Origin of the sequence: Lysinibacillus sp. GbtcB16, from assembly GCF_019091145.1 — a bacterium.
GTDB lineage: Bacteria > Bacillota > Bacilli > Bacillales_A > Planococcaceae > Lysinibacillus > Lysinibacillus fusiformis.
Window position 1 is genome coordinate 184,983 of record NZ_JAGXJV010000003.1, and the last position, 23,559, is coordinate 208,541.

Below are 23,559 nucleotides of genomic sequence, written 5' to 3' on the forward strand. Positions count from 1 at the left end.
AGCATGGAGTTAATCAGACTTTTCACGCTCCATAAACTTTACGCCGTTTAAAACTGCTAGCTTATAGATAGCTCTCTTTTCATCAAGACCAAATTGTCCATTTTCCTCAATGATAAATTGTTCATTGCTTTTAGTTTGAAAGTAATAGGTTCCAAACGTACCTATTTCGTATTCATAGATAATCTCATTTAAATCTTGCCAATTATAAATAGTTTGATGGTGATACTGTTGAAAAACGATTTGATCCTTTTGTATGGCGCTATAGCTTAATAAAGAATAATAACCTAATACGATACTACTTAAGATGATGACGCATGCAAGTATGTAGATGCTTGGATTTCTTTTTAATCCGAGTACAATGAAAACTACGAATATCAAGCCTAAGGCTATTAATAGCATAATAAAGTTGCTAGGTGGTGTCATCAGGATGACATCCTGTCTATCAGTATAGAATGTCTGAGATATGGTTAGTGGCGTAAAAAAGGCTAAAAAAGGCGTGAGTATCGCTAATATAAGGGCTGCTATAAAGTACTTTGCTCGTACTGATAGTGCATGTAACATAAAATCTCCTTTCTTTTTAAAATGATGAGGTGCACTAAGTGTAACATATTTACAAATAAGGATTGTCTATGCATTTTATTGAATTAACAAGATTGGTCTTAAAATTCTGAATAAAAGCTTCATTCCACTGAAAGCAAGCAGGTATAATAGAAATATAGAGGTGAAGGTTATGAGAAAAGATCGAGGGAAAATATGGCTGGGCGTATCGGGTGTTACAGTGAATGAGCTTGGACAATGGCTAGTTGTGAAAAAAGCGTATAGCGGATTGAAAGGACGTTGGTCATTGCCGGCGGGATTTGTTAACGCAGGTGAAACCGTGGATGAGGCGGTCATCCGTGAAATAAAAGAAGAAACAGGAATAGATTGCAGTGTATCGGGCTTAATAGGATTTCGTACAGGCGTTATCCGTGACGATATCAGTGATAATATGGCGATTTTTTATTGTCGTATGCTAGATGAACAGCAGCAGGTATGCATTCAGGAAAAAGAAATACTGGAGGCCAAATGGTTGTATCCACAGGAGCTCGCACAAGATGAAACAACCTCCGTTATGTTAAAAGAAATGGCATCCAATCAATTCGAAAAACATCAGCTAGATGCAATAGAGGGGATTAATCCTGGCGATATATTTGGGTATACCTCGTATCGACTGTTCTTTAAAAAATGATATGACTTCGGGAGGGGGACCTATGATGGAGCTATTTTTATTTATGTTAGAGCGCGTTGGGCTGATCATTGTGTTTGCCTTTTTAATGTCAAGGTGGAGACTGTTTCGAGAGAAGCTGTTTCAGGAGCAAGGAACGAAGGAGAAAATATGGCTCATCATTATCTTTAGTAGCTTATGTATCGTTAGTAGCTATACAGGGATTAAAATTGAAAGCGGTACGATACACCCATTAAATCAGATGATACATAGTACGATTAATGCTGAGGAGGCTATTGCCAATACAAGATTAATTGGTGTAGCCATAGCAGGCATTTTCGGTGGACCACTTGTTGGTGTATGTGTAGGGATTATAGCAGGGATTCACCGTATGACACTAGGGGGCTTTACAGCGATCGCCTGTGGCATTTCGACGATTTTAGCAGGCTTTATGACCGGTGGATTAAGTAATCGTTTCAAAATACGTCAAACTTTTTCCTATAAGAAAGCTGTTATCATTGGAATTTGTGCAGAGACGATACAGATGTTGGTGATTTTAGTAGTTGCGAAGCCATTCGAGCAAGCTTTGCAGTTAGTAACATTAATTGCTATGCCAATGATTTTGATGAATGCCTTTGGAATCTTCTTATTTTTTATGATTATAAAGACTTTTATTGATGAAGAAGAACGAACAAAGGCATTGCAAACACATCAAGCATTTTCAATTGCTCAACAAACGATTGAGCATTTCCGAAAAGGCTTGAATGAGGAATCCTGTCAGACGGTGGCAGAAATTATTAAAAGAGAAATTAGTGTAGAGGCGGTCGCCATTACGGATAAAAACGGTGTATTAGCCCATGTTGGCGTTGGGGAAGACCATCATTTAATTCATCGGGAAATTATGACAGCTTTGACGAAACGAGTACTAGAGGAAGGGAAAATATTAATGGCTACTTCGGCGAAGGAAATTCAATGTCCACATGATGATTGTCCTTTAAGCGCTGCCATTGTATTGCCTTTAATGGTACAGCATCGCACGGTTGGGAGCCTAAAGCTGTATTTCACGAAGGCAGATTCATTAACAGGGGTGAAGAAGGAGCTTGCGGAGGGCTTAAGTAGACTTTTCTCTTCACAGCTGGAATATGCTGAAATTGAACAACAGAGAAAGTTATTAAAGGATGCTGAAATAAAAGCATTACAGGCACAGGTTCATCCTCATTTCTTCTTCAATAGCCTTAATACGATATCAAGCTTAATCCGTACAGATGCAGATGAGGCAAGAGCATTATTGATCAAGCTTAGTACATTTTTTAGAAGCAATTTACAAGGTGCACGGCAAATGCTTATTCCATTGAAAAATGAAATTGACCATGTTGAGGCTTATTTATCCATTGAGCAGACAAGATTTCCTAATCGTTACGAAGTAGAGTTTATTATGGATGAATCACTTTTCGATGTGCAGATTCCACCATTTACATTGCAGCCTCTTGTTGAAAATGCTATTTATCATGCATTTAAACATCGTAAGGAAGGCAAGATTTTTGTCAAAGTACAACGAGTGAACGATAAGCTAGTTTTGCTAACCGAAGATAACGGCTGTGGCATGAGAAAAGAGCAGGTAAAGCAGCTCGGTAAACGGATTATGCAATCGGAGCAAGGGACTGGAACGGCGTTGTGGAATATTTATCAGCGTATTCATGAAATTTATGGCTCAGACGCTGATTTTCATATAGTGAGTACATTGGATGTAGGAACAAAAATAATGATTCAACTGCCGTTAAAGGCGACTAGATGGGAGTAGAAGAGATTGAATGTATATATTGTGGATGATGAACCGTTGGCACGCGCTGAATTGCGCTATTTATTAGAGCAAACAGCGTTAGTAAATGTTTGTGGTGAGTCTGAAAGTCTTGAGGATTTTTACAACACGACACAGTATGAACAGGTTGATTGTGTATTTTTAGATATTGAGTTAGGCATGAATAATGGACTTGATTTAGCTAAACAATTACTGTTGCATACACAAAGACCCGAAATTATCTTTGCTACTGCCTTTGATGAATACGCATTACAGGCATTCGAGGTGAATGCCTTTGATTATATTCTGAAACCTTTTGAAGCACAACGAGTACAAGCTGCTGTAGAAAAGTTAGTAGCTAAAAAAAGAGCCACACAGGCGAAAACGATGGAAGAAATAAAGATTTCACAGCTGGACAAGCTTGATAAATTAACGGTTTATGTCAACGATCGAATTTTATTAATGAAAATACAGGATATTTTATATTGTACATCGGAGGACAGTAAAACAGTGGTTGTCACAGAGCAAGGGAGGTTTTTTGCTTCGGAGTCATTGGCAGCATTAGAAAAAAAGCTGACATTAAAGGGATTTGTGCGTGTCCATCGTGCGTTTATCGTAAATTTAGAGCATATTGTGGAGCTAGAGCCTTGGAGTAGTTCTAAATATAATTTAATTTTGCATAACAGACATTCCATTCCTGTCAGTAGGCTCTATATGAAGGATGTGCGGAAAATTTTTGACCTTTCGAGGTAGTTGCATTTCAGCGGTAGAAACCTACGTTTCAACTTTTGATTCTGACATTTCAGTTAATTTTATGAATATCGTGGACATTCCTTTGCTATGATGTGGAAAAAGTAAAAGGGGTGTTTGCATGAATGCGATTACAATTGTGATAGGCTCTATTTGTATTTTAGTGATTAGCTATCGTTTGTATGGCATATTTTTCACAAAAAAGGTACTAAAAATAAAGGATGATACGCCCACGCCCGCCCACGCTTTGGAAGATGGTAAAGACTATGTTCCGACGAATAAATGGGTAACCTTTGGGCATCACTTTGCAGCCATCGCTGCTGCGGGGCCATTAGTAGGACCGATTTTAGCTGCACAGTTTGGTTATTTACCTGGCCTTCTATGGTTATTAATAGGGGCTGTCATTGGGGGAGCTGTCCATGATGCAGTCGTGTTATTTGCTTCTATGCGCCATGGTGGTAAGTCTTTATCCGAAGTGATGAAGGAAGAGCTCGGTCCGATTGCTGGCTTCTGTACAGGCCTTGCTATGCTGTTTATTATTACAATTACAATGGCAGGTCTTTCTATGGTAGTTTTAGGAGCTTTAGAACGCAATCCATGGGGGACGTTTGCAGTAGGGATCACCATTCCAATTGCTATGCTTGTGGGTATTGCTTATCGTAAAACAGGCAATTTACTTGTTACGTCTGCGGTTGGGTTTGTTTTATTAATGATAGGCGTATTTATTGGGCCGCTTATTCAAGGAACTGCATTTGGTGATTTTTTAACATTTGACCGTGATACATTAGCAATTATTTTACCGATCTATGCATTTTTTGCAGCGGCATTACCTGTATGGCTATTATTAGCTCCACGTGATTATTTAAGTAGTTTCATGAAAATAGGAGTATTCATCGCTTTAATTATCGGTGTCTTTTTCGTTAACCCAGCTATTCAGTTCCCGCCATTTACAGAGTTTATTCATGGTGGAGGTCCGGTAATTGCAGGTCCTGTGTGGCCATTTGTATCCATTACGATTGCCTGTGGAGCTATTTCCGGCTTCCATGCCTTTGTAGGCTCAGGTACTACACCTAAAATGATTGATCGTTGGGAAGATATTCGAATCGTTGGCTTTGGAGCAATGTTAGTGGAGTCGTTAGTAGGTGTGATGGCGTTAATTGCAGCTACAGCCCTGCATCCAGCAGACTATTTTGCCATTAACTCAGCGCCAGCAGTTTTTGCTACATTAGGAATGGAGCCTGTTCATTTACAAGCATTATCTCAAAATATTGGAATGGACTTAGAGGGACGAACAGGAGGAGCCGTGACATTAGCTGTCGGAATGACGGATATTTTTACAGGTATTCCTTGGTTTGCGGAGTTATCTTCCTATTTCTATCAATTTGTCATTATGTTTGAGGCTGTCTTTATTCTAACAGCGATAGACGCTGGAACACGAGTGGCACGCTATTTAATTCAAGACTTTGGGGGCAATGTTTATAAGCCATTAAAGCGTACTAATTGGATACCAGGAACCATTTTCGCTAGTGCACTTGCTTGCTTTATGTGGGGGTATTTATTGTATTCAGGGGATATTAGCTCCATTTGGGTATTATTCGGTGTATCTAATCAGCTAATGGCGGCAATTGGTTTAGTATGTGGAGTGACGATGGTACTGAAGGTGGCAGATAAACGAATCTATGCACTAACTTGTTTTATCCCATTAACTTATTTATACATCACCGTGAATGTGGCTGGCTATTGGATGATTAAAAATGTTTATTGGAATCCAGCAGCTTCCGGCTTTAATATGTTAAACGGCATCTTATCCGTTATCATGCTGATGCTAGGGCTACTCATCGTTATTTCAGCGTTTAAGAAATGGGCACAGCTATGGAAATCTCCAAAGTTTGTATTAACTCAATCAACTTCATAATTAATAGAAGAAACTATTGGAGATAAGAAATGACCTTCAATAGTTTTTTTGTATTTTCTAGGATAAAATATCCATGGTCCATCACAATCAACGTAAATGATTTCCTAAATATGTCGAACAAGCGAAAACAAGGATATGTTCATTGAAAGCGTTGTCGTAATCATGTAAACTAATGAGAGGAAAACGGAGGTTATACATACATGGATGGTCCAGTTTCATTAGTACAGTTAATCATTTCTATTTTGTTATTTTTCGTCATGTTCTTTGGTATCGGATTCTTATTAAACATGCTGTTACGTATGACGTGGTTAATGGCGATTGTATATCCAATTGTTGTGATCTTTATCGTGGATGAAGTAAGCTTCTTAGATTATATTTTCAAGCCAGGTTCTGCATTTCCAGCGTTAATCGATAAATTACAAGCCCTTCAGTTTGTAGATATTGCTATTTTATCAGGCGGCTTTGCAGGCTCCATCGTGGCAGGCATTGTGATGATTTATTTACGAAAAAGTGGATATCGCATGTTCTAATTTACTTAGTACTCTTCTTTCTATTGAATGAAAGAAGAGTACTTTTTTTATTCGATAAAAAACACATCCTCCATCATAAAAGGATGTGTCTTAGCTATCATATGAAAAATTCGTAGGTTATGATGGCGATAAAAATACCTGTGAGCGCCCCAAAAAATACTTCACTTCGTTTGTGTCCTAATAACGTTTTTAATTCCTCCTTTTTCTCTTGCCCATCCATCTGAGGCCATTTTTTTAAATCATGAAGCAGTGTTTGGAAATCCTTACGCAATTGATTTAAAATCGCAGCATGTTGCCCTGCTTGGTAACGTACACCGCTTGCGTCGTACATAACAATAATGGAAAACATTGCGGCTACGGCAAAAATAGGGGATGCTAAACCCGTCTCATAAGCAATAGAGGTTGCCAGTCCAGTAACAGAAGCGGAGTGAGAGCTAGGCATTCCGCCTGTAGAAGTAAAGAGGCTCCATTTCACCTGTCTGGTCATTAGAAAATGGATGGGAATCTTGACAAACTGAGCAAAGATAACCGAAAAGAGGGCAATCAGTAAGGGGGTATTTTGAAGTAAACTCAAATTCATCACAACCTTCGCAAATAATTGCTTTTATTATAACATTCATTATTTTCTAAAAGAAGATATAGGCAAATATTACGCGCTTTTCAGAAACTTCGTTATAATAGTAGATGGAATGGAGGAATTTACATGAATATTGTAAAAGAAGCAAAGACATTTGAAACAATTTCTACTGAATTATTAGTGGTGGGTGTCACTAAACACCGTGAGCAAATGCAGGATTGGGCAAGCTTTTCATCTTTTTATGGTGAATCACTTGATATGTGGGTTAGCGCGGGAGACGTTTCAACTGAGCTTAAGAAGCTAACGAAGCTGCCATTTGTGAAGGATCATGCCAATTTAAAACGTATTTTATTTGTAGGGCTAGATGAGCGTAAAAACCTAACAGAAGGGGATATTCGAGCAGCCTTTGGTTTAGTTGGGAAAGAGCTAAGAGCCTTAAAAGTAAAAGAGTATTCCATCTGGCTTGAATCATTTACAACAGAAACAATCTCAGTGACTGATGTAGCCTTCTTAGCAGGTGAAGGAACTGGTCTAGGCTATTATTCTATTCCTCATTACAAAACAACTTCAAACGAAGTGGATAAACGTATTGATGCTGTTCATCTAGTGACGACAGCAGAGGATTTAGACGAAGTTGTAGCAGGCTTTGAGGTCGGCGTCATTTATGCGGATGCAGTGAATGAGGCACGTAGCCTAATTAATTTACCACCGAATTTACTAACGGCTACTGATTTAGCAAACTATGCGGAATCTTTGGCAAGTGAATATGACTTTGAAGTAGAGATTCTAGGTAAAGCGCAATTAGAAGAATTGGGGATGGGCGGCATTTTAAGTGTCAACCAAGGCTCTTACGAAGAACCTCGATTAATCACATTAAAATATAAAGCGTCTGATGATTTTGAAAATCCAATTGGTCTCGTTGGTAAAGGTGTAACATATGATACAGGTGGCTATTCCTTAAAACCAAAAGACTCGATGGTTGGGATGAAAGGCGATATGGGCGGTGCAGCAGCAGTGCTTGGTGCCATGAAAATTATCGGTGAATTACGTCCAAATAAAAATGTAGTGGCGGTTATCGGATCTACTGATAATATGGTATCTGACACAGCATTTAAACCAGATGATGTCATTACAACGTATAGTGGCAAAACAGTCGAAGTATTAAATACGGATGCAGAAGGACGTTTAGTTCTGGCAGATGCAACTACATATGCGAAGCAGCAGGGGGCTGCATCGCTAATTGATGTCGCTACTTTAACAGGAGGCGTCATTACTGCGCTAGGTATGGATAAAACAGGTGCTCTTACTAATGATGATGAATTTTTTGCAGCATTTATGGAAGCAGCAGAGGAAACGGATGAATTTGTTTGGCGTATGCCTTTGACAGAGAATGATAAAAAGAGAATTCGTAAATCTGATGTAGCAGATTTAAACAACTCACCTGGTCGTGATGGACATATGATTTTTGGTGGGGGCTTTGTCGGAGAATTTGTCGGTGAAACACCTTGGATTCACCTTGATATTGCCGGAACATCCGATGCAGTAGCTGTCCATGATCTAGGTCCTAAAGGTGGTACAGGTGTGATGGTACGTACACTTGCTAATTTTGTCCAACGTTTAGGAGAAGAAAAATAATAGAGCATTTTGATCAGCGGGATTGTCTTTCCGCTGATTTTTTTGCATTTTCAGCACTTATCCCGATAGATTAGGCAATGTACATATGATAGATGCATCTTCCTTCATACGATAGAATAAAAAGGGAGGTAGCATATGCGTAATTTCGGAGGTTACCCAGGAGGAGGATTTGGAGGAGGTATTTGGCCATTCGGTGCACCGTTTTTCGGTGGCTTTTTAGGAAGTTTCCTAGGGTCTCAATTTAATCAATATCCTTACAATCCATATTATCCAAACTATCGGCCATATCCGCCTGGTCCATTTTTCCGACCAGGACCACGGTATCGTAGACGCTGGTAAGAACATAAAATAAATAATCCAGTTGCCTAAAACGGCAACTGGTTTTTTGTTGTGTTGAGGAAGTATCAAATTTTGTGTTGACAGAATATACTAAATTATTTATTATTCTTATTATATTACTAAGAATTAAATAAGTAGCTGACTAGCAAACTAGAGGCTTTTATTGTTCATAGGCATTTTTGTGCCTAGGGATAATATTAGCCTTTTTTCTTTACCTTGATGACAGCAATCTTTTTCCTCTATAGGGAGAATCAAAAATTTGTTCAAACGCCACCATTGGAGACACAATCGCTTACGGATGTCAAAGGGCGTGACGGTTGCGACTCCGTCAACTAAAAACTGGACACCATGACGCGAAGGCGCAACGGATAGAAGGAGTGAAATGGAATGGGGAAAGTATATATCGTTGGTGCTGGTCCTGGGGATGTGGATCTTATTACGGTCAAAGGTTTACGTTGTATTGAATGTGCAGATGTCATTTTATATGACAGACTCATAAATAAAGAGCTATTAAACTATGCTCGACAAGACGCTCAATTAATATTTTGCGGAAAACTGCCACAACAACATGCCATGATTCAGGAGCATATTAACCAAACGCTTGTCAGTTATGCACAGCGAGGGTTAATCGTTACAAGATTAAAGGGAGGTGACCCATTTGTCTTCGGAAGAGGGGCAGAGGAGGCTGAAGTGCTAGCCAAACATCATATTCCATTTGAAATTGTACCGGGGATTACTTCAGGTATAGCAGCCCCAGCTTATGCAGGAATTCCTGTGACACATCGGAATCTAAGCTCAAGTTTTGCCATGGTTACGGGACATATGCAGGAAGGAAAAGATGATGCAATACGTTGGGAAAGTCTTGCGAAAGGAATCGATACGATTGCTATTTATATGGGGGTAGGTAATCTGCCGTACATCCGACAGCAACTTCTTAAATATGGACGTGAGGAAGAAACGCCTGTAGCCGTTATTCATTGGGGAACTTTTGCTGCTAAGCAAAAAACGGTTACTGGCACTTTAGCAACAATTGAAGAAATCGTTCAAACAGAAAATATTCAGAACCCGAGTATCATTTTAGTTGGAGAGGTTGTGGCATTAAGAGAAACGATACAATGGTTCGAGCATAACAGTCCACAACCAATCCAAGTTACGGGGTAAGGAAGTGACGTTATGCAGGCTATTTTATATATTGCTCATGGTAGTCGTGTTAAGGCAGGAACAGATCAAGCTATAGCTTTTCTACAAGGCGTTCAACAAGAGGTTCATGTATCTATTCAGGAAATATGCTTTTTGGAGCTTGCAACACCCACCATTGCAGAGGGGATTGTCAACTGTGTTAGACAAGGGGCAACTATGATTGCTGTTATGCCCATTCTATTGCTAGCTGCACAGCATGCGAAGCAAGATATTCCAAGAGAAATTGCCGAAGCTCAAAAGCTCTATCCGCATATCCAATTTTCCTATGGTGAACCATTAGGCATTCATGAACGAATCATTGACACGTTGCAGGCTAGGATTTTAGAAAAGCAGCAGCCTAACTGCGAAGCAAGTGTTTTACTAATAGGACGTGGCAGTAGTGATCCAACCGTAAAGAGAGATTTAGCTGAAATTGCAACAAGATTGCGAATGAAATACAACTATCAAACAGTAGATACTTGCTTCTTATATGGGATGGGTCCGAGTTTTGATGACTGGCTCCAGCAAGAAAAAGAGAGGCAGCATCAAGTTTTTATTGTGCCGTATCTCTTATTTACAGGTATTTTACGGCAAAGCATTACAAAGCGATTACAAGGACTATCCAACAACAACATGATGTTATGTGAAAGCTTAGGTTATGACGTCAATGTAAAAAAAGTGTTAGTGGAACGTATTGATGAATTACTACATTTCAAAGAGGAAGGTGTTTCATAATGGCAGATAAAAGGCTTGAAAATGTAAATCTAGCATTAGATAATGTCCGCCAAATGCTAAATACTGTGAACCATGGTTCGATTACATTGATTGTTCAAAACTCTTATGTGGTTCAAATCGAAAAGAAAGAAAAAATAAGACTTCGATAATTCTTTTTAGAGGATGAAATGATGACGATTCGCGAGGTGGCAAAGATTGAAACTGCAAGTTATAAACAGTCCATTTAATGAAGAGCAGGTAAAATTATTAAACGAACTTTTACCTCAATTAACATTGGAGCAAAAAATTTGGTTAAACGGTTATTTAAGTGCACCACAAGCTACTCAGGAGGCCGTAGTTGAGACGCTCCCAGTAGCAGACCCTATTACGAAAACCATAACGATTTTATATGGTTCCCAAACAGGTAATAGTCAAGGGCTAGCTGAAAAATATGCCTCTCTATTAAAGGCTCAAAACGTAGATGTTACTGTCTCATCATTAGGGAAATTTAAAGCAAGTAACTTAAAGAAAATCTCCAAACTATTACTTATTGTGAGTACACATGGTGAGGGTGATCCACCTGATCAGGCGATCCAGTTCTATGAATTTTTGCATAGTAAACGAGCACCAAAACTGGAGCATCTTCAATATTCGGTACTTGCATTAGGGGATAGCTCCTATGAATTTTTCTGTAAAACAGGTAAAGACTTGGATGAGCAATTTGCCAAACTAGGTGCAACAAGAATTGTTCCTCGTACTGATTGTGATGTGGATTATGATGACGCTGCTGCTCAATGGTTCTCAGCTGTTCAACAAGAATTTCTCAAACAAGCTACTACAATATCGGTTACTTCAACACAAAGCGATGAAATACAAGGAGCTACTACATATTCAAGAAAAAATCCATTCTACGCTGAAGTGTTAGAAAATATTAATCTAAATGGTCGCGGCTCCAACAAAGAGACACGTCATCTAGAGTTATCCATTGAAGGAGCTAATTTTCAATTTGAGCCAGGAGACAGTATTGGGATTCAACCGGAAAATAGTGAGCCATTAGTCGATGCATTACTGGGAGTACTACAATTTGATCCAGCTACTGAGGTGACTGTGTTGGATGAAACAGTATCCTTAAAGAATGCCTTACAAAAAAAATTGGAAATTACAGTGTTATCTAAGCCAGTTCTTGAAAAAATTAAAGCTTACACAGAACATCATGAGTTTTCATCGTTATTAGAAGAACCTAATGCATGGAAGGAGTATGCCAAGGGAAGGGATTTACTTGATGTAGTAGAGGATTTTGCTCCTTTCACATGGAGTGCGCAACAATTCGTGGACATTTTGCGAAAAATTCCATCACGACTGTACTCCATTGCAAGTAGCCAATTGGCGAATCATGATGAGGTGCATTTAACGATTAGCAAGGTAAGCTATGAGACGAACGGTCGACAACGTCTGGGAGTATGTTCAGGTAGTGTGGCAGAACTTCAAATTGGCGCTACATTACCCATCTATGTTCATAAAAATCCAAATTTCAGATTACCTGAGCAGAAGGAAACACCCATAATTATGATTGGCGCGGGCACAGGTATAGCACCTTATCGAGCTTTCCTAGAGGAAAGAGAAGAGTTAGGGGTAGAGGGGAAAGCTTGGCTCATTTTTGGCGATCAGCATTTTGTTACTGACTTCCTCTATCAAACAGATTGGCAACGGTGGCTAGCTTCTGGCACATTAAGCCAAATGCACATAGCCTTTTCACGTGATACCGATAAAAAAGTCTATGTTCAACACAAATTGGAAGAGAATGCAGCTAATTTTTATGAATGGCTTGAGCAAGGTGCTGTCATTTATGTATGTGGTGATGAGAAATCAATGGCAGCTGATGTGGATGCAACCATTCACCGTATTATAGAGCAGCAGGGGCAGAAAACGTCTGAGCAAGCAAAAGCCTTTGTGCAAGAACTAAAGCAACAAAAACGATACCAGCGGGATGTATATTAAGAAAAAACTCTTCCTCGTAGGAAGATGACTATTTGCTAGCAAGCAAAGCCTCTGGAGAGGTGTAATGGATTAAAGGAGCGATAAAGAATGACAGAGAAAATTGTTTTGCCTCCACAGTCAGGGAAACCAAGTGATGTAGAGCGTATTAAGACGGAAAGTAATTATCTTCGTGGGACACTCGAACGGACTATGAATGACCCATTAAGTTCTGGTATTCCTGAGGATGACAATCGTTTAATGAAATTCCATGGTAGTTACCTACAGGATGACCGAGACCTTCGCAATGAAAGACAACGACAAAAACTAGAGCCTGCCTATCAATTCATGGTACGCGTACGAACTCCTGGAGGAGCGGCTACGCCAGCACAATGGCTTGTAATGGATGTAATGGCTAGAAAGTATGGCAATGGCTCCTTAAAACTAACTACACGTCAAGCGTTTCAAGTGCACGGTATTTTAAAATGGAATGTCAAAAAATATATGCAAGAAATTAATGACGTGTTATTGGACTCTCTTGCCGCCTGTGGGGATGTAAACCGTAATGTTATGTGTAATGTAAACCCAAATCAATCAGCATTACATGAAGAAGTTTATAATTGGTCTGCTAAACTAAGTGAGCATTTACTACCTCGTACACGTGCATACCATGAATTATGGTTAGATGGAGAAAAGGTAGTAGACAGTCAGGATGAAGAAATTGAACCAATTTATGGAGAACAATATTTGCCGCGTAAATTTAAAATTGGCATTGCTATTCCGCCAAGTAATGACGTCGATGTGTTTTCACAAGATATCGGACTAATCGCGATCGTAGAAGATCAAAAGCTGATTGGCTTTAATGTAGCTGTTGGAGGAGGAATGGGGATGACGCATGGTGATCATGCTACCTATCCACAGCTTGCGCGTGAAATTGGCTTTATTACTCCGGATAAACTACTGGAAACAGCAGAAAAGATTATAACAATTCAGCGGGATTATGGGAATCGCTCAGTTCGTAAAAATGCACGTTTCAAATATACGATTGATGCAAGAGGACTAGAATGGTTTAACGAAGAATTAACGCGACGTTTGGGTTGGAGTATTCAAGAAGCGCGTCCTTATACATTTGAACGTACAGGAGATGAGTTCGGTTGGATTAAAGGGGCAGAGGGTAATTGGCATTATACGCTATTTATTCAAAACGGCCGCATTAAAGATTTTCAAGATTATGAGCTGTTAACAGGGTTACGTGAAATAGCTAAGGTGCATACAGGCGATTTCCGTTTAACTCCTAACCAAAATTTAATGATTAGTAATGTAACACCACAGAAAAAGAAAAAGATTGATGCTATTATAGAGCAATATAAGCTGACGGATGGTGCGCATTATTCCGCATTACGCCGTAATTCCATTGCCTGCGTCTCCTTACCAACCTGTGGTTTAGCCATGGCGGAGGCGGAACGTTATTTGCCATCTCTTATTACAAAAATAGAAACAATCATTGATGAAACAGGATTAAATGATACAGAGATTGTTATTCGGATGTCAGGCTGTCCAAATGGTTGCTCCCGTGCAGCGATGGCTGAAATAGGCTTTATCGGTAAAGGTCCTGGAAAATACAATTTATATCTTGGGGCAAGTTTTACTGGTAATCGATTGAATAAAATCTATCGTGAAAATATAGGTGAGGAAGAGATACTGGCGGAGCTACGACCAATTCTTGTACATTATGCGAAGGAACGTTTAGACGGTGAACATTTTGGTGATTTTGTTATTCGTGCTGGATATGTGACGGCTGTATACGATGGTAAAGAATTTCACATATAATAAATAAAAAACCATGTAGCAAATTGCTTTGCTACATGGTTTTTTAAATGGAGTAATCTTCGGGGATAAAAACCTTTAATTGCTTTGGCCTAACAAATACATGATCGCCTACTTCAAGCTGAAGGTGAAGGAACTGTTCTTTTGATAATTCTGCCTCTAAAAATTCATCTAAATCTTCTCGGCGTAGCTCAATTTGGACAATAGGCCCCAACAGATGGATATGATTGATTTTGACGGGGACCGTACCTGGAATACTTACCTTTTCTATTTGTATATCATGTGGGCGAACATAACCAATTACATTATCTTTTGTATGTGATTGTACATCAGGCACATCCAGTGCAACTTCTCCATGCATCAGCTTACCGTTATGTAAGCGTCCTTTAAAAAGATTAACGTTCCCTAAAAAATCATAGACAAATGGACTTTTGGGATGTGTATACACTTCATCTGGACTCCCAATTTGCTCGATTTTGCCATTGTTCATGACAACAATACGATCTGCCACATCCAATGCTTCCTCTTGATCATGCGTAACAAAAATACTTGTAATATGAAATTCATCATGTAACTTTCGTAGCCAGCGACGCAACTCCTTGCGCACTTTTGCATCAAGTGCCCCAAATGGCTCATCTAGCAGAAGAACTTTCGGCTCTACTGCAAGTGCTCTTGCAAGTGCCACACGCTGTCTTTGACCACCTGAAAGCTGTGTAGGATAGCGGTCAGAGAAATTTTCGAGTTTAACTAATTGTAGCAATTCCATCACTTTGTCTCGTATTTCTTGCTTAGTAGGTCTAGTTTTCCGAGGGCGAACCTTTAGGCCATAGGCGACATTTTCAAAGACTGTCATATGACGAAATAGGGCATAATGCTGAAACACAAAGCCTACATTACGTTCCTTTGGATGCCGATCCGTCATGGAATGTCCATCAAAAAAAATATCACCCGTATCGGCGGTCTCCAGCCCTGCAATGACACGTAATAGAGAGGTTTTTCCTGATCCAGAGGGGCCAAGCAATGCAACAAGCTCCCCTGACTGAATATGAATAGAAATATCCTCTAGTGCTTGAAAAGATCCGTATATTTTCGAGACATTTTGAATTTGAATACTCATGCTGATCATCTCCTATTAACTAGATTTGGACTTCCATGCAATGATGTCTTTTAAAATTAATGTAAAGATAGCTATAACACTCATTAAGGATGCAACAGCAAAGGCGGCTGAAAATTGATATTCATTATAAAGAATTTCAATATGAAGGGGCATTGTATTCGTCATGCCTCGTATATGGCCAGATACAACTGAAACTGCACCAAATTCTCCTATTGCTCGTGCATTACACAAGATTAGACCATAAAATAAACCCCATTTAATATTGGGTAAGGTGACATACCAAAATGTCTTAAAGCCACTTGCACCAAGCGAAATCGACGCCTCTTCCTCAGACGTACCCTGTGCTTGCATTAGAGGTATTAGCTCACGAGCAACAAAGGGCAGTGTGACAAATATAGTCGCAAGGACAATGCCAGGTAGGGCAAAGACAATTTTAATATCATTGGTGAATAACCAATCACCAAATAATCCCTGCGATCCAAATAGTAAAATAAATACCAAACCTGCGATAACAGGGGAGACCGCAAAAGGTAAATCAACAATGGTTAGTAAAAGATTTTTCCCCTTAAAATTAAATTTTGTAAGGGTCCATGCAGCCATTACGCCAAAGATTGCATTTAGAGGTACAGCAATCGCTACAACTGTTAAAGTGAGTTTAATAGCAGCTAATGCATCTGGATGTGTGATAGCTGCCAAGTAAACATCCACACCTTTTTGAAAGGCTGTAATAAAAATTGAAGCTAATGGTAGGACGATAAAAAAAGCTAAAAAGGCTAATGCAATAAATGTAAGCGTATAGCGAATAACACGAGGCTCCTGTAAGGCGGCAGACTTAGACACCTTATTTTTTTCAGTACTAGCCTGTTGAATAAATGTTGATTGTTCCATATAGTTCCTCCTAATGTACAAACCGACGATTGGCTAGCCATTGTATGACGTTAATGGTTAATAATAAAATAAATGAAGTAACAAGCATTACTACTGCAATTGCAGTGGCACCAGCATAATCGTATTGCTCAAGTTTAGTCATAATAATTAAAGGGGTAATTTCGGTTTTCATCGGCATATTTCCAGCGATGAAAACAACCGAGCCATACTCTCCAAGAGCACGGGCAAAGGCTAATGAAAAGCCTGTTAAAATGGCTGGTAGCAACTCTGGTAAAATCACTTTACGAAAGGTTTGTAAACGATTGGCTCCAAGGCTAGCTGAAGCCTCCTCGATTTCAGCACTAATATTTTGCAATACTGGCTGTACTGTCCGGACAACGAAAGGGAGACCAATAAAAGTTAAGGCAATTATAATACCAAGGGGCGTAAAGGCAATTTTAAAATCAAAAAATTGGCCAATCCAACCATTGGGGGCATAGAGTGATGTTAAAGCAATCCCCGCTACAGCAGTAGGTAAAGCAAAGGGTAAATCTACTAACCCATCAATTATTCTTTTAAAAGGAAACTGGTAGCGAACCAGAACCCAAGCGATAATTGTACCGAAAAGTACATTTAATAGACCTGCAATAAGGGCTGTGCTGAAGCTCACTTTATAGGAAGCAACAGCACGAGGATCAGTGATAATATCGAAAAACGCAGTCCAGCTTAAGGACATCGTATGGAAAAAGATCATAGAAAGTGGTAATAACACTAGTAAACTAACATATAACATCGTATATCCAAGAGATAGGTAAAAGCCTGGAATAATACGACGTGATTTTTTCGTCAGGGTTACACTACTCATCAGAACACTCCTTATTGTGGCAAGTAGATTTCATCAAAGGTACCACCGTCTTTAAAGTGAGTTGCTTGTGCTTTTGTCCAGCCACCAAAATCATCGATAGAAACAAGTTCAAGCTGAGGGAATTGGTCTTTATATTTAGCTAGAACGGCTTCATTGCGAGGTCGGTAATAGTTTTTGGCAGCAATTTCTTGACCTGTATCGCTATATAAATGCTGTAAGTATGCCTCTGCCACTTCGCGTGTTCCTTTTTTATCGACGATTTTGTCAACAACCGCCACTGGTGGCTCCGCTAAAATACTTAATGATGGAGTAATAATCTCGAATTCATCCTTCCCTAATTCATGAAGTGATAAGTAAGCTTCATTTTCCCATGCAATTAAAACATCCCCAATTTTTCGTTCCACAAAAGTTGTGGTAGCACCTCGGGCACCAGAATCTAGTACTTCAACATTGCTGTATAGTGATTTCATAAATTCTTTTATCTTTGTTTCATCGTTGTTATATAACTTTCCAGCATATCCCCAAGCAGCTAGGTAGTTCCACCGTGCACCACCAGATGTTTTAGGGTTAGGGGTAATGACGGATACATCTTTTTTGATGAGATCATCCCAATCTTGTATATTTTTCGGATTGCCCTTGCGTACTAAAAAGACAATAGTGGATGTATAAGGAGTAGAGTTATGGTCAAATTCTGTTTGCCAATCTTTATTTAGCAGTTCACGAGTTTGGGCAATTTCATCAATATCATAGGCGAGAGCAAGCGTGACAACGTCTGCCTCGAGGCCATCAATCACTGCTCTACCTTGTTTTCCTGAGCCTCCATGAGATTGTTTAATCGTGACATCCTGCCCTGTTTCATCCTTCCATTTTTTTATAAAATCTTGATTGAACTCATCGTAAAGCTCGCGTGTTGGATCATAGGATACATTTAATAGCTCTACTGATTCTTGGCCACCTGTATCTTCATTTGAGTTAGCACTACTACATCCTGTTACAGATAAAGTTAATACAGCAAGCAGTGCCAAAGATTGAAAGACATTCTTCCTTTTCTTCATTCCATTTCGCTCCCTTTCTGGCTAAAGAATGCAAAAAGCCATCCCCCATAACGATAATTCGTCATTGGTAGATGGCCTTCAGATCCTCTGATCAGCATTTTAGTATTTGTAGATAATACATTAAACATATATTTCCTATTAGTCAACAAGGAATTATGGAATATTGAAAATAAAGGTGATTTACCTAGCTATCATTTATTTTATGCAACTAAGAGTGTCAAAAATGGGTTTATTGCATAAGATATTTCAAAAACCTAGTTGACTGCTTGGTGTACTTTAGTATATATTTGGTAATAAGAAAAAACGATTATAGAACGAGGTAGCAATTACTAGTGAAAAATCGTTGAATAATGAGCTGGCTAGTCAAACTAGAGGCGTTTTAGCAAAGACATGTTTTTAGGTGTCTTTTGTTAGAACGCCTTTTTTCGCTATGAGGGGGATTCAATGTTAACACATGCAAATTGGCAAGAACCAAACATTAATTTTCATGTTGATGAAACGTATAAGGGAGCATTAGAGGTTTTACAGTGGAGCTATCAAGAGTATGGGAATGAAATTGTCTATGCCTGTAGCTTTGGGATAGAGGGCATAGTTTTAATTGATCTCATTTCAAAGGTAAAGCCAGATGCAACCATTGTCTTTTTAGATACAGATGTCCATTTTAAAGAGACCTATGAAACGATCCAGCGAGTAAAGGAAAAATATCCACTATTAAACATTGTAATGAAAAAGCCTGCACTTACACTTGAACAACAAGCGGCCCAATATGGTGATGAACTATGGAAGTCAGATCCAAATCAATGCTGTGCTATACGCAAGATTAAGCCTTTACATGAAGCCCTTTCAGGTACAAAGGCTTGGATATCTGGTTTACGTCGTGAACAATCGCCATCACGTCAACAGACAAATTTTCTTAATCGTGATAATAAATTTAAGTCGATTAAAGTTTGCCCACTTATCCATTGGACATGGAAGGATGTTTGGCGATATGTCTCAAAACATAATTTGCCATACAATCCCTTGCACGATCAAGGCTATCCAAGTATTGGCTGTGAGCATTGTACGAAGCCGGCGTTTACGATGGATGATTTACGTTCTGGTAGATGGCAAGGCTCTGGCAAAACGGAATGTGGGTTACATGAATAAAGGAGTAATGCCATGCTAGAATATTTCGCCATAGCTATTAGTTTATTTTTTGCAATGAATATAGGTGCAAGTGGAGCAGCGGCTTCAATGGGAGTTGCATATGGGGCCGGTGCTATTAAAAAGGCTTGGCAAGCATTATTGTTATGTGCCATAGGCGTTTATAGTGGAGCGGTTTTAGGCGGAGGAGAAGTAGTCAAAACGATTAGCTCAGGCATTATGCCTCAGGAATATATTACGGTGAAAATTGTCATCATTATTTTAATTTCTGCAACGAGCAGTTTATTTTTTGCCAACCTTCTAGGCATCCCCTTATCTACGAGTGAGGTGACCGTCGGTGCAGTCGTTGGTGTGGGCATGGCTTATAAAGTGCTATTCGTTCAGTCTTTACTTGTCATCATGTCCTTTTGGGTTATTGTCCCACTTATAGCTTTTGTTATAGCCCTTATATGTGGCAAGCTGTTATATAAAGTACAGCATAGGGGGCTACTAAAAGATCATCCAATTTTAACCGTCCTACTCCTATTAGCAGGATTTTTTGAAGCCTTTTCGGCAGGTATGAATAATGTTGCGAATGCAGTTGGACCGCTAGTAGGTGCTGGCATGATGGATGTTACTATCGGCATTATGCTAGGGGGTGCATTTGTAGCTATAGGAGCCATCCTACTTGGAAAACGAGTTCTTGAAACAAACGGAAAAAAAATTATGCGATTTCAAAAGGCAGAGGGTATTTTAATTTCAAGTACGGGTGCACTCCTTGTCGGTATAAGCTCCATTTTTGGACTTCCAGTGCCCCTAACGCAAGTAACATCTTCCTCTATTATCGGAATGGGCATGGCGAAGAACGGAAAACAAATTCTCCATAAGCATATTGTGAAAAAGATTATTCGTATTTGGGTTGTATCGCCAATTTTTTCATTAGCCATTTCTTATTTTTTAGTGCAGTTGTTTTTAGAAAAAGATCTTTATGCGATTATTTTGAATGGCAGCATTATCGTTGGAACGCTTGGAGTTATTAGTTTAATGCGTACAATGCGAGAAGAAGAGCAATCCATATATGATGCAGGAGAGGGTATTTAATTTCACTAGTGTTACAACACATCATTGATGTTGATCTTTCATACATTTCAACTATTAAACTTAGTATTTAAATGGAATTAGGAGGAGATTATATGAGTTTACAACCACATGGAGGGTTTCTTGTGCAAGCTTTTCATCCCGAAAAGGAAATCACATCTATTCATAAGGAGATTGAGCTGGATGCCATTTCTTTGAGTGATTTAGAGTTAATTGCTATAGGTGGCTACAGCCCTATCGAAGGCTTTTTAACACAAGTAGATTATGAATTAGTAGTGGAAAAAAGTCGATTAGCATCAGGTATAGTATGGAGTATTCCAATTACCCTCCCTGTGACGAAAGAGAAGGCAGCAACATTACAGCCTGGCGAAGAGGTAAAATTAGTCTACCAAGGTGAAACTTATGGCGTTATTCAGGTGGCTGATATTTTTGAGCCGAATAAGCGAACAGAGGCATTACTTGTATATGGTACGGAGGATCTCGCACATCCTGGCGTCCACAAGCTACATGAACGTCCTGCCATATATGTCGGAGGGAAAATTACTTTAATCAAACGTCTGGCACAAAAGTTTCCTACGTATTCATTTGATCCGGTGGAAACCCGTCAACTATTTGCTTCAAAGGGTTGGCAAACCATTGTTGGCTTTCAAACGCGTAACCCGGTGCATCGAGCGCATGAATATATCCAAAAGGCAGCACTTGAAACGATTGATGGTTTATTTTTAAACCCTCTTGTTGGAGAAACAAAGTCGGATGATGTGTCTGCGGCTATCCGTATGGAGAGCTATGAGATTCTATTAAAAAATTACTATCCTGAAAATCGTGTGCAATTAGGAGTGTTTCCGGCTGCTATGCGTTACGCAGGACCAAGGGAGGCCATTTTCCATGCACTTGTAAGGAAAAATTATGGCTGTACACATTTTATCGTCGGTCGAGATCATGCAGGTGTAGGGGATTACTATGGCACGTACGATGCACAAAAAATCTTTGAACAGTTTACGGAAGATGAATTAGGGATTGTTCCATTAAAGTTCGAGCATAGTTTTTATTGTCAGCAATGTGAAGGAATGGCTACTACAAAAACTTGTCCGCACGATAGCTCTGCCCATATTATTTTATCAGGAACAAAAGTACGAGAGATGCTACGTAATGGGGAAGTACCACCAAGTACATTTAGCCGTAAAGAGGTAGTAGATGTATTAATAAAAGGCATGCAAAAGGAGGTAGTCAAATGAGTTCGAATATTGTTTGGCATGAATCCTCAGTTACAAAAGAGGAGCGTCGATCCCAAAATAAACATCAAAGCTTTATTTTATGGTTTACGGGCTTGTCTGCTTCAGGAAAATCATCTATAGCCAATGCGTTTGCCCGCCAATTATATGAAAGGGGCAACCAAGCCTTTGTGTTGGATGGCGATAATGTCCGTCACGGTCTAAACAAGGATTTAGGTTTTGATGAGGCAGGACGAAAAGAAAATATTCGTCGTATAGGGGAAGTTTCGAAGCTTTTTATAGAAAGTGGTCAAATTGTATTAACGGCATTTATTTCTCCTTATCGAGAAGATCGTCAGGTGGTCCGTGCGCTTGTTGAAGATGGTGAATTTATCGAGGTTTTTGTAAAGTGTTCAATAGAAATATGTGAAAAACGGGATCCCAAGGGTCTATATAAAAAAGCGAGAAAAGCAGAAATTGCTAATTTCACTGGTGTTAGCGCCCCTTATGAGGAACCAGAAAACCCTGAAATTATTTTAGATACTGAACATCATACGATAGAAGAATGTGTGAAACAGTTGACTAGTATTTTAACTTCCAAAGGATATATATAATAAACCAATAAAAAAATCTGCTCGTTCAGAACGATTGAGCAGATTTTTTATATGTCTTATTGTGCGTCTTGTTCTTTTTTCATTCTGTCAATTTCCGGACCTAATTCATCACGTACTGTCCCTTTCCAAGGCTTGACACCAGCAATATAAGAGGAGCGAGTCATAATATGTCCTCCAACAGGGCCAGTGATGAAGAGGAATAGTATTCCTAGTAATATACGTGGATTAAAATGATCTTCGATTAGCCAAAAATGAAAGAATACACCAATTAGAACACACATGACACCAAGTGTAGCACTTTTTGAGGCAGCATGTGCTCGTGTATATAAATCAGGTAGGCGGATAAGCCCAATAGCTGTGACGACAATAAAAAGTACTCCAACAGAAATGAAAAAGATAACTAAACTATTAGCGAGAATTGTCACGTTTAATGATATCTCCTTTCTCTATGAATTTAGAGAAAGCAACTGTACCGATAAATGATAAAATCGCTAGCAATAAAATAATCTCAAGGAAGAAGCTTGTTTCCACTAAAATCGAAAATAGTCCAATTAAGGAAATAAGAGAGACACCCAGTGAATCTAAAGCGACTACACGGTCAGATGCAGAAGGTCCTTTGATCATTCGATAAATGACCGCAATCATCGATAAGCAAATCACTACAATGACCGTTATAATAAATGTTGTCATGATTTACTCACCTCCAAAATCGCTTTCTCAAATGAATCTCGAATGGAAGCAACAGCCTCATCCACATCACTAATATCAATAGCATGTACATATAGTGTTTTAGCATCATCCGATACATGTACGACTACAGTTCCTGGCGTTAAAGTGATAAGACTGGATAATAATGTGATTTCCCAATCTTCCGTTAATACAGTAGGATAAGCAAAAAAGGCAGGCTGCATGTCCAATTTAGGCTTTAATACTACCTTCAGGACTTGCACATTCGCTAATACTAACTCTTTAAAGAACAGCAAAGTTAATTTTATAAGGGCCCATAGGCGGTAGACATAAAGACGAGATTTAAAAAATCTTCGCATTATTATGATTAAAATGATGCCCATTATGAACCCAATAATAAAGCCGGTTGCTGTGTAATTAGAGGATAGGAACATCCATACGAAGGCAAGTACAAAGTTTAAAATCATTTGAAATGCCACAG

25 protein-coding genes are annotated in these 23,559 nt (G+C 39.1%); 16 read left to right on the forward strand and 9 right to left on the reverse strand.

Annotation, left to right across the window (positions count from 1 at the left end):
• Positions 1-9: 9 nt before the first annotated feature.
• Positions 10-561 carry a hypothetical protein gene (locus tag KVT27_RS15870; RefSeq protein WP_036119946.1) on the reverse strand — a complete coding sequence of 184 codons (552 nt, stop codon included), beginning with the start codon at positions 559-561 and terminating at the stop codon, positions 10-12.
• A gap of 169 nt (positions 562-730) precedes the next feature.
• Here KVT27_RS15870 and KVT27_RS15875 point away from each other — a divergent pair, with 169 nt between their 5' ends.
• The 5 genes from KVT27_RS15875 (at position 731) to KVT27_RS15895 (ending at position 6,197) form a co-directional block, all read left to right on the forward strand.
• Entirely contained in the window at positions 731-1,228 is a 498-nt protein-coding gene (locus tag KVT27_RS15875; RefSeq protein WP_036119944.1) for an NUDIX hydrolase, read from the forward strand.
• Between the two features lie 25 nt (positions 1,229-1,253).
• On the forward strand, positions 1,254-3,005 hold the full coding sequence (locus KVT27_RS15880; RefSeq protein ID WP_217581625.1) for a sensor histidine kinase: 1,752 nt from the start codon (positions 1,254-1,256) through the stop codon (positions 3,003-3,005).
• A 6-nt stretch (positions 3,006-3,011) separates the two neighbouring features.
• Positions 3,012-3,755, forward strand: a complete 744-nt coding sequence (locus KVT27_RS15885; RefSeq protein WP_036119938.1) for a LytR/AlgR family response regulator transcription factor — start codon at positions 3,012-3,014, stop codon at positions 3,753-3,755.
• A gap of 118 nt (positions 3,756-3,873) precedes the next feature.
• Entirely contained in the window at positions 3,874-5,667 is a 1,794-nt protein-coding gene (locus KVT27_RS15890; protein WP_217581612.1) for a carbon starvation CstA family protein, read from the forward strand.
• 200 nt (positions 5,668-5,867) lie between these two features.
• On the forward strand, positions 5,868-6,197 hold the full coding sequence (locus KVT27_RS15895) for a YuiB family protein (RefSeq protein ID WP_004228336.1): 330 nt from the start codon (positions 5,868-5,870) through the stop codon (positions 6,195-6,197).
• A gap of 97 nt (positions 6,198-6,294) precedes the next feature.
• Here KVT27_RS15895 and KVT27_RS15900 read toward each other — a convergent pair whose 3' ends face one another.
• Positions 6,295-6,777 (reverse strand): divergent PAP2 family protein, encoded by a 483-nt coding sequence (locus tag KVT27_RS15900; RefSeq protein ID WP_217581613.1) that lies wholly within the window; start codon positions 6,775-6,777, stop codon positions 6,295-6,297.
• 123 nt (positions 6,778-6,900) lie between these two features.
• Here KVT27_RS15900 and KVT27_RS15905 point away from each other — a divergent pair, with 123 nt between their 5' ends.
• The 7 genes from KVT27_RS15905 to cysI all read left to right on the forward strand — a co-directional run bounded on the left by KVT27_RS15905 (position 6,901) and on the right by cysI (position 14,445).
• Positions 6,901-8,409 (forward strand): leucyl aminopeptidase, encoded by a 1,509-nt coding sequence (locus KVT27_RS15905; RefSeq protein WP_036119927.1) that lies wholly within the window; start codon positions 6,901-6,903, stop codon positions 8,407-8,409.
• 135 nt (positions 8,410-8,544) lie between these two features.
• Complete coding sequence (locus KVT27_RS15910; protein ID WP_036119924.1) at positions 8,545-8,748, forward strand: hypothetical protein; 204 nt, start codon at positions 8,545-8,547, stop codon at positions 8,746-8,748.
• A 387-nt stretch (positions 8,749-9,135) separates the two neighbouring features.
• Positions 9,136-9,909 carry a uroporphyrinogen-III C-methyltransferase gene (gene cobA / locus KVT27_RS15915; protein WP_036119921.1) on the forward strand — a complete coding sequence of 258 codons (774 nt, stop codon included), beginning with the start codon at positions 9,136-9,138 and terminating at the stop codon, positions 9,907-9,909.
• Positions 9,910-9,921: 12 nt separating this feature from the next.
• Entirely contained in the window at positions 9,922-10,662 is a 741-nt protein-coding gene (locus KVT27_RS15920; RefSeq protein ID WP_208705330.1) for a sirohydrochlorin chelatase, read from the forward strand.
• Positions 10,662-10,811 carry a YezD family protein gene (locus tag KVT27_RS15925; protein ID WP_008178096.1) on the forward strand — a complete coding sequence of 50 codons (150 nt, stop codon included), beginning with the start codon at positions 10,662-10,664 and terminating at the stop codon, positions 10,809-10,811. Before KVT27_RS15920 ends, KVT27_RS15925 begins: the two co-directional genes overlap by 1 nt.
• 46 nt (positions 10,812-10,857) lie before the next feature.
• Complete coding sequence (locus tag KVT27_RS15930) at positions 10,858-12,639, forward strand: assimilatory sulfite reductase (NADPH) flavoprotein subunit (RefSeq protein WP_217581614.1); 1,782 nt, start codon at positions 10,858-10,860, stop codon at positions 12,637-12,639.
• Between the two features lie 87 nt (positions 12,640-12,726).
• On the forward strand, positions 12,727-14,445 hold the full coding sequence (gene cysI, locus KVT27_RS15935) for an assimilatory sulfite reductase (NADPH) hemoprotein subunit (protein ID WP_208705335.1): 1,719 nt from the start codon (positions 12,727-12,729) through the stop codon (positions 14,443-14,445).
• A 43-nt stretch (positions 14,446-14,488) separates the two neighbouring features.
• Here cysI and KVT27_RS15940 read toward each other — a convergent pair whose 3' ends face one another.
• Genes KVT27_RS15940 through KVT27_RS15955 form a run of 4 tightly spaced genes read right to left on the reverse strand, consistent with a single transcriptional unit; the run spans position 14,489 to position 18,346 of the window.
• Complete coding sequence (locus KVT27_RS15940) at positions 14,489-15,559, reverse strand: sulfate/molybdate ABC transporter ATP-binding protein (RefSeq protein WP_008178104.1); 1,071 nt, start codon at positions 15,557-15,559, stop codon at positions 14,489-14,491.
• 15 nt (positions 15,560-15,574) lie between these two features.
• Positions 15,575-16,447 (reverse strand): sulfate ABC transporter permease subunit CysW, encoded by an 873-nt coding sequence (cysW, locus tag KVT27_RS15945; protein ID WP_036119907.1) that lies wholly within the window; start codon positions 16,445-16,447, stop codon positions 15,575-15,577.
• Positions 16,448-16,457: 10 nt separating this feature from the next.
• Positions 16,458-17,291 (reverse strand): sulfate ABC transporter permease subunit CysT, encoded by an 834-nt coding sequence (gene cysT / locus KVT27_RS15950; protein ID WP_036119904.1) that lies wholly within the window; start codon positions 17,289-17,291, stop codon positions 16,458-16,460.
• Positions 17,292-17,302: 11 nt separating this feature from the next.
• Positions 17,303-18,346 carry a sulfate ABC transporter substrate-binding protein gene (locus KVT27_RS15955; RefSeq protein WP_036119900.1) on the reverse strand — a complete coding sequence of 348 codons (1,044 nt, stop codon included), beginning with the start codon at positions 18,344-18,346 and terminating at the stop codon, positions 17,303-17,305.
• Between the two features lie 444 nt (positions 18,347-18,790).
• Here KVT27_RS15955 and KVT27_RS15960 point away from each other — a divergent pair, with 444 nt between their 5' ends.
• From KVT27_RS15960 to cysC, 4 genes are all read left to right on the forward strand, one after another.
• Positions 18,791-19,492 (forward strand): phosphoadenylyl-sulfate reductase, encoded by a 702-nt coding sequence (locus KVT27_RS15960; RefSeq protein WP_217581615.1) that lies wholly within the window; start codon positions 18,791-18,793, stop codon positions 19,490-19,492.
• A gap of 12 nt (positions 19,493-19,504) precedes the next feature.
• Entirely contained in the window at positions 19,505-20,569 is a 1,065-nt protein-coding gene (locus KVT27_RS15965) for a sulfate permease (protein ID WP_036145515.1), read from the forward strand.
• 92 nt (positions 20,570-20,661) lie between these two features.
• Complete coding sequence (gene sat / locus KVT27_RS15970) at positions 20,662-21,801, forward strand: sulfate adenylyltransferase (protein WP_150906964.1); 1,140 nt, start codon at positions 20,662-20,664, stop codon at positions 21,799-21,801.
• Complete coding sequence (gene cysC / locus KVT27_RS15975; protein WP_036220107.1) at positions 21,798-22,391, forward strand: adenylyl-sulfate kinase; 594 nt, start codon at positions 21,798-21,800, stop codon at positions 22,389-22,391. Before sat ends, cysC begins: the two co-directional genes overlap by 4 nt.
• Before the next feature lie 56 nt (positions 22,392-22,447).
• Here cysC and mnhG read toward each other — a convergent pair whose 3' ends face one another.
• The 3 genes from mnhG to KVT27_RS15990 are packed head-to-tail and all read right to left on the reverse strand — an operon-like array spanning position 22,448 to position 23,557.
• Positions 22,448-22,816: a monovalent cation/H(+) antiporter subunit G gene (mnhG, locus tag KVT27_RS15980; RefSeq protein WP_036119889.1), complete on the reverse strand. Its 369-nt coding sequence runs from the start codon at positions 22,814-22,816 to the stop codon at positions 22,448-22,450.
• On the reverse strand, positions 22,800-23,081 hold the full coding sequence (locus tag KVT27_RS15985) for a Na(+)/H(+) antiporter subunit F1 (protein WP_008178119.1): 282 nt from the start codon (positions 23,079-23,081) through the stop codon (positions 22,800-22,802). The genes mnhG and KVT27_RS15985 overlap by 17 nt, the downstream gene beginning before the upstream one ends.
• The gene (locus KVT27_RS15990) at positions 23,078-23,557 is read right to left on the reverse strand and encodes a Na+/H+ antiporter subunit E (RefSeq protein ID WP_217581616.1); all 480 of its coding nucleotides are present in this window, start codon (positions 23,555-23,557) and stop codon (positions 23,078-23,080) included. The genes KVT27_RS15985 and KVT27_RS15990 overlap by 4 nt, the downstream gene beginning before the upstream one ends.
• Positions 23,558-23,559: the final 2 nt, after the last annotated feature.

What these genes read in the sequence shown, in the direction of transcription:
- KVT27_RS15870 (WP_036119946.1), bottom strand. Translation starts at nt 561, where the DNA reads ATGTTACATGCACTATCAGTACGAGCAAAGTACTTTATAGCAGCCCTT.
- KVT27_RS15875 (WP_036119944.1), top strand. Translation starts at nt 731, where the DNA reads ATGAGAAAAGATCGAGGGAAAATATGGCTGGGCGTATCGGGTGTTACA.
- KVT27_RS15880 (WP_217581625.1), top strand. Translation starts at nt 1,254, where the DNA reads ATGGAGCTATTTTTATTTATGTTAGAGCGCGTTGGGCTGATCATTGTG.
- KVT27_RS15890 (WP_217581612.1), top strand. Translation starts at nt 3,874, where the DNA reads ATGAATGCGATTACAATTGTGATAGGCTCTATTTGTATTTTAGTGATT.
- KVT27_RS15895 (WP_004228336.1), top strand. Translation starts at nt 5,868, where the DNA reads ATGGATGGTCCAGTTTCATTAGTACAGTTAATCATTTCTATTTTGTTA.
- KVT27_RS15900 (WP_217581613.1), bottom strand. Translation starts at nt 6,777, where the DNA reads ATGAATTTGAGTTTACTTCAAAATACCCCCTTACTGATTGCCCTCTTT.
- KVT27_RS15905 (WP_036119927.1), top strand. Translation starts at nt 6,901, where the DNA reads ATGAATATTGTAAAAGAAGCAAAGACATTTGAAACAATTTCTACTGAA.
- KVT27_RS15910 (WP_036119924.1), top strand. Translation starts at nt 8,545, where the DNA reads ATGCGTAATTTCGGAGGTTACCCAGGAGGAGGATTTGGAGGAGGTATT.
- cobA (WP_036119921.1), top strand. Translation starts at nt 9,136, where the DNA reads ATGGGGAAAGTATATATCGTTGGTGCTGGTCCTGGGGATGTGGATCTT.
- KVT27_RS15920 (WP_208705330.1), top strand. Translation starts at nt 9,922, where the DNA reads ATGCAGGCTATTTTATATATTGCTCATGGTAGTCGTGTTAAGGCAGGA.
- KVT27_RS15925 (WP_008178096.1), top strand. Translation starts at nt 10,662, where the DNA reads ATGGCAGATAAAAGGCTTGAAAATGTAAATCTAGCATTAGATAATGTC.
- cysI (WP_208705335.1), top strand. Translation starts at nt 12,727, where the DNA reads ATGACAGAGAAAATTGTTTTGCCTCCACAGTCAGGGAAACCAAGTGAT.
- KVT27_RS15940 (WP_008178104.1), bottom strand. Translation starts at nt 15,559, where the DNA reads ATGAGTATTCAAATTCAAAATGTCTCGAAAATATACGGATCTTTTCAA.
- cysW (WP_036119907.1), bottom strand. Translation starts at nt 16,447, where the DNA reads ATGGAACAATCAACATTTATTCAACAGGCTAGTACTGAAAAAAATAAG.
- cysT (WP_036119904.1), bottom strand. Translation starts at nt 17,291, where the DNA reads ATGAGTAGTGTAACCCTGACGAAAAAATCACGTCGTATTATTCCAGGC.
- KVT27_RS15955 (WP_036119900.1), bottom strand. Translation starts at nt 18,346, where the DNA reads ATGAAGAAAAGGAAGAATGTCTTTCAATCTTTGGCACTGCTTGCTGTA.
- KVT27_RS15960 (WP_217581615.1), top strand. Translation starts at nt 18,791, where the DNA reads ATGTTAACACATGCAAATTGGCAAGAACCAAACATTAATTTTCATGTT.
- KVT27_RS15965 (WP_036145515.1), top strand. Translation starts at nt 19,505, where the DNA reads ATGCTAGAATATTTCGCCATAGCTATTAGTTTATTTTTTGCAATGAAT.
- sat (WP_150906964.1), top strand. Translation starts at nt 20,662, where the DNA reads ATGAGTTTACAACCACATGGAGGGTTTCTTGTGCAAGCTTTTCATCCC.
- cysC (WP_036220107.1), top strand. Translation starts at nt 21,798, where the DNA reads ATGAGTTCGAATATTGTTTGGCATGAATCCTCAGTTACAAAAGAGGAG.
- KVT27_RS15985 (WP_008178119.1), bottom strand. Translation starts at nt 23,081, where the DNA reads ATGACAACATTTATTATAACGGTCATTGTAGTGATTTGCTTATCGATG.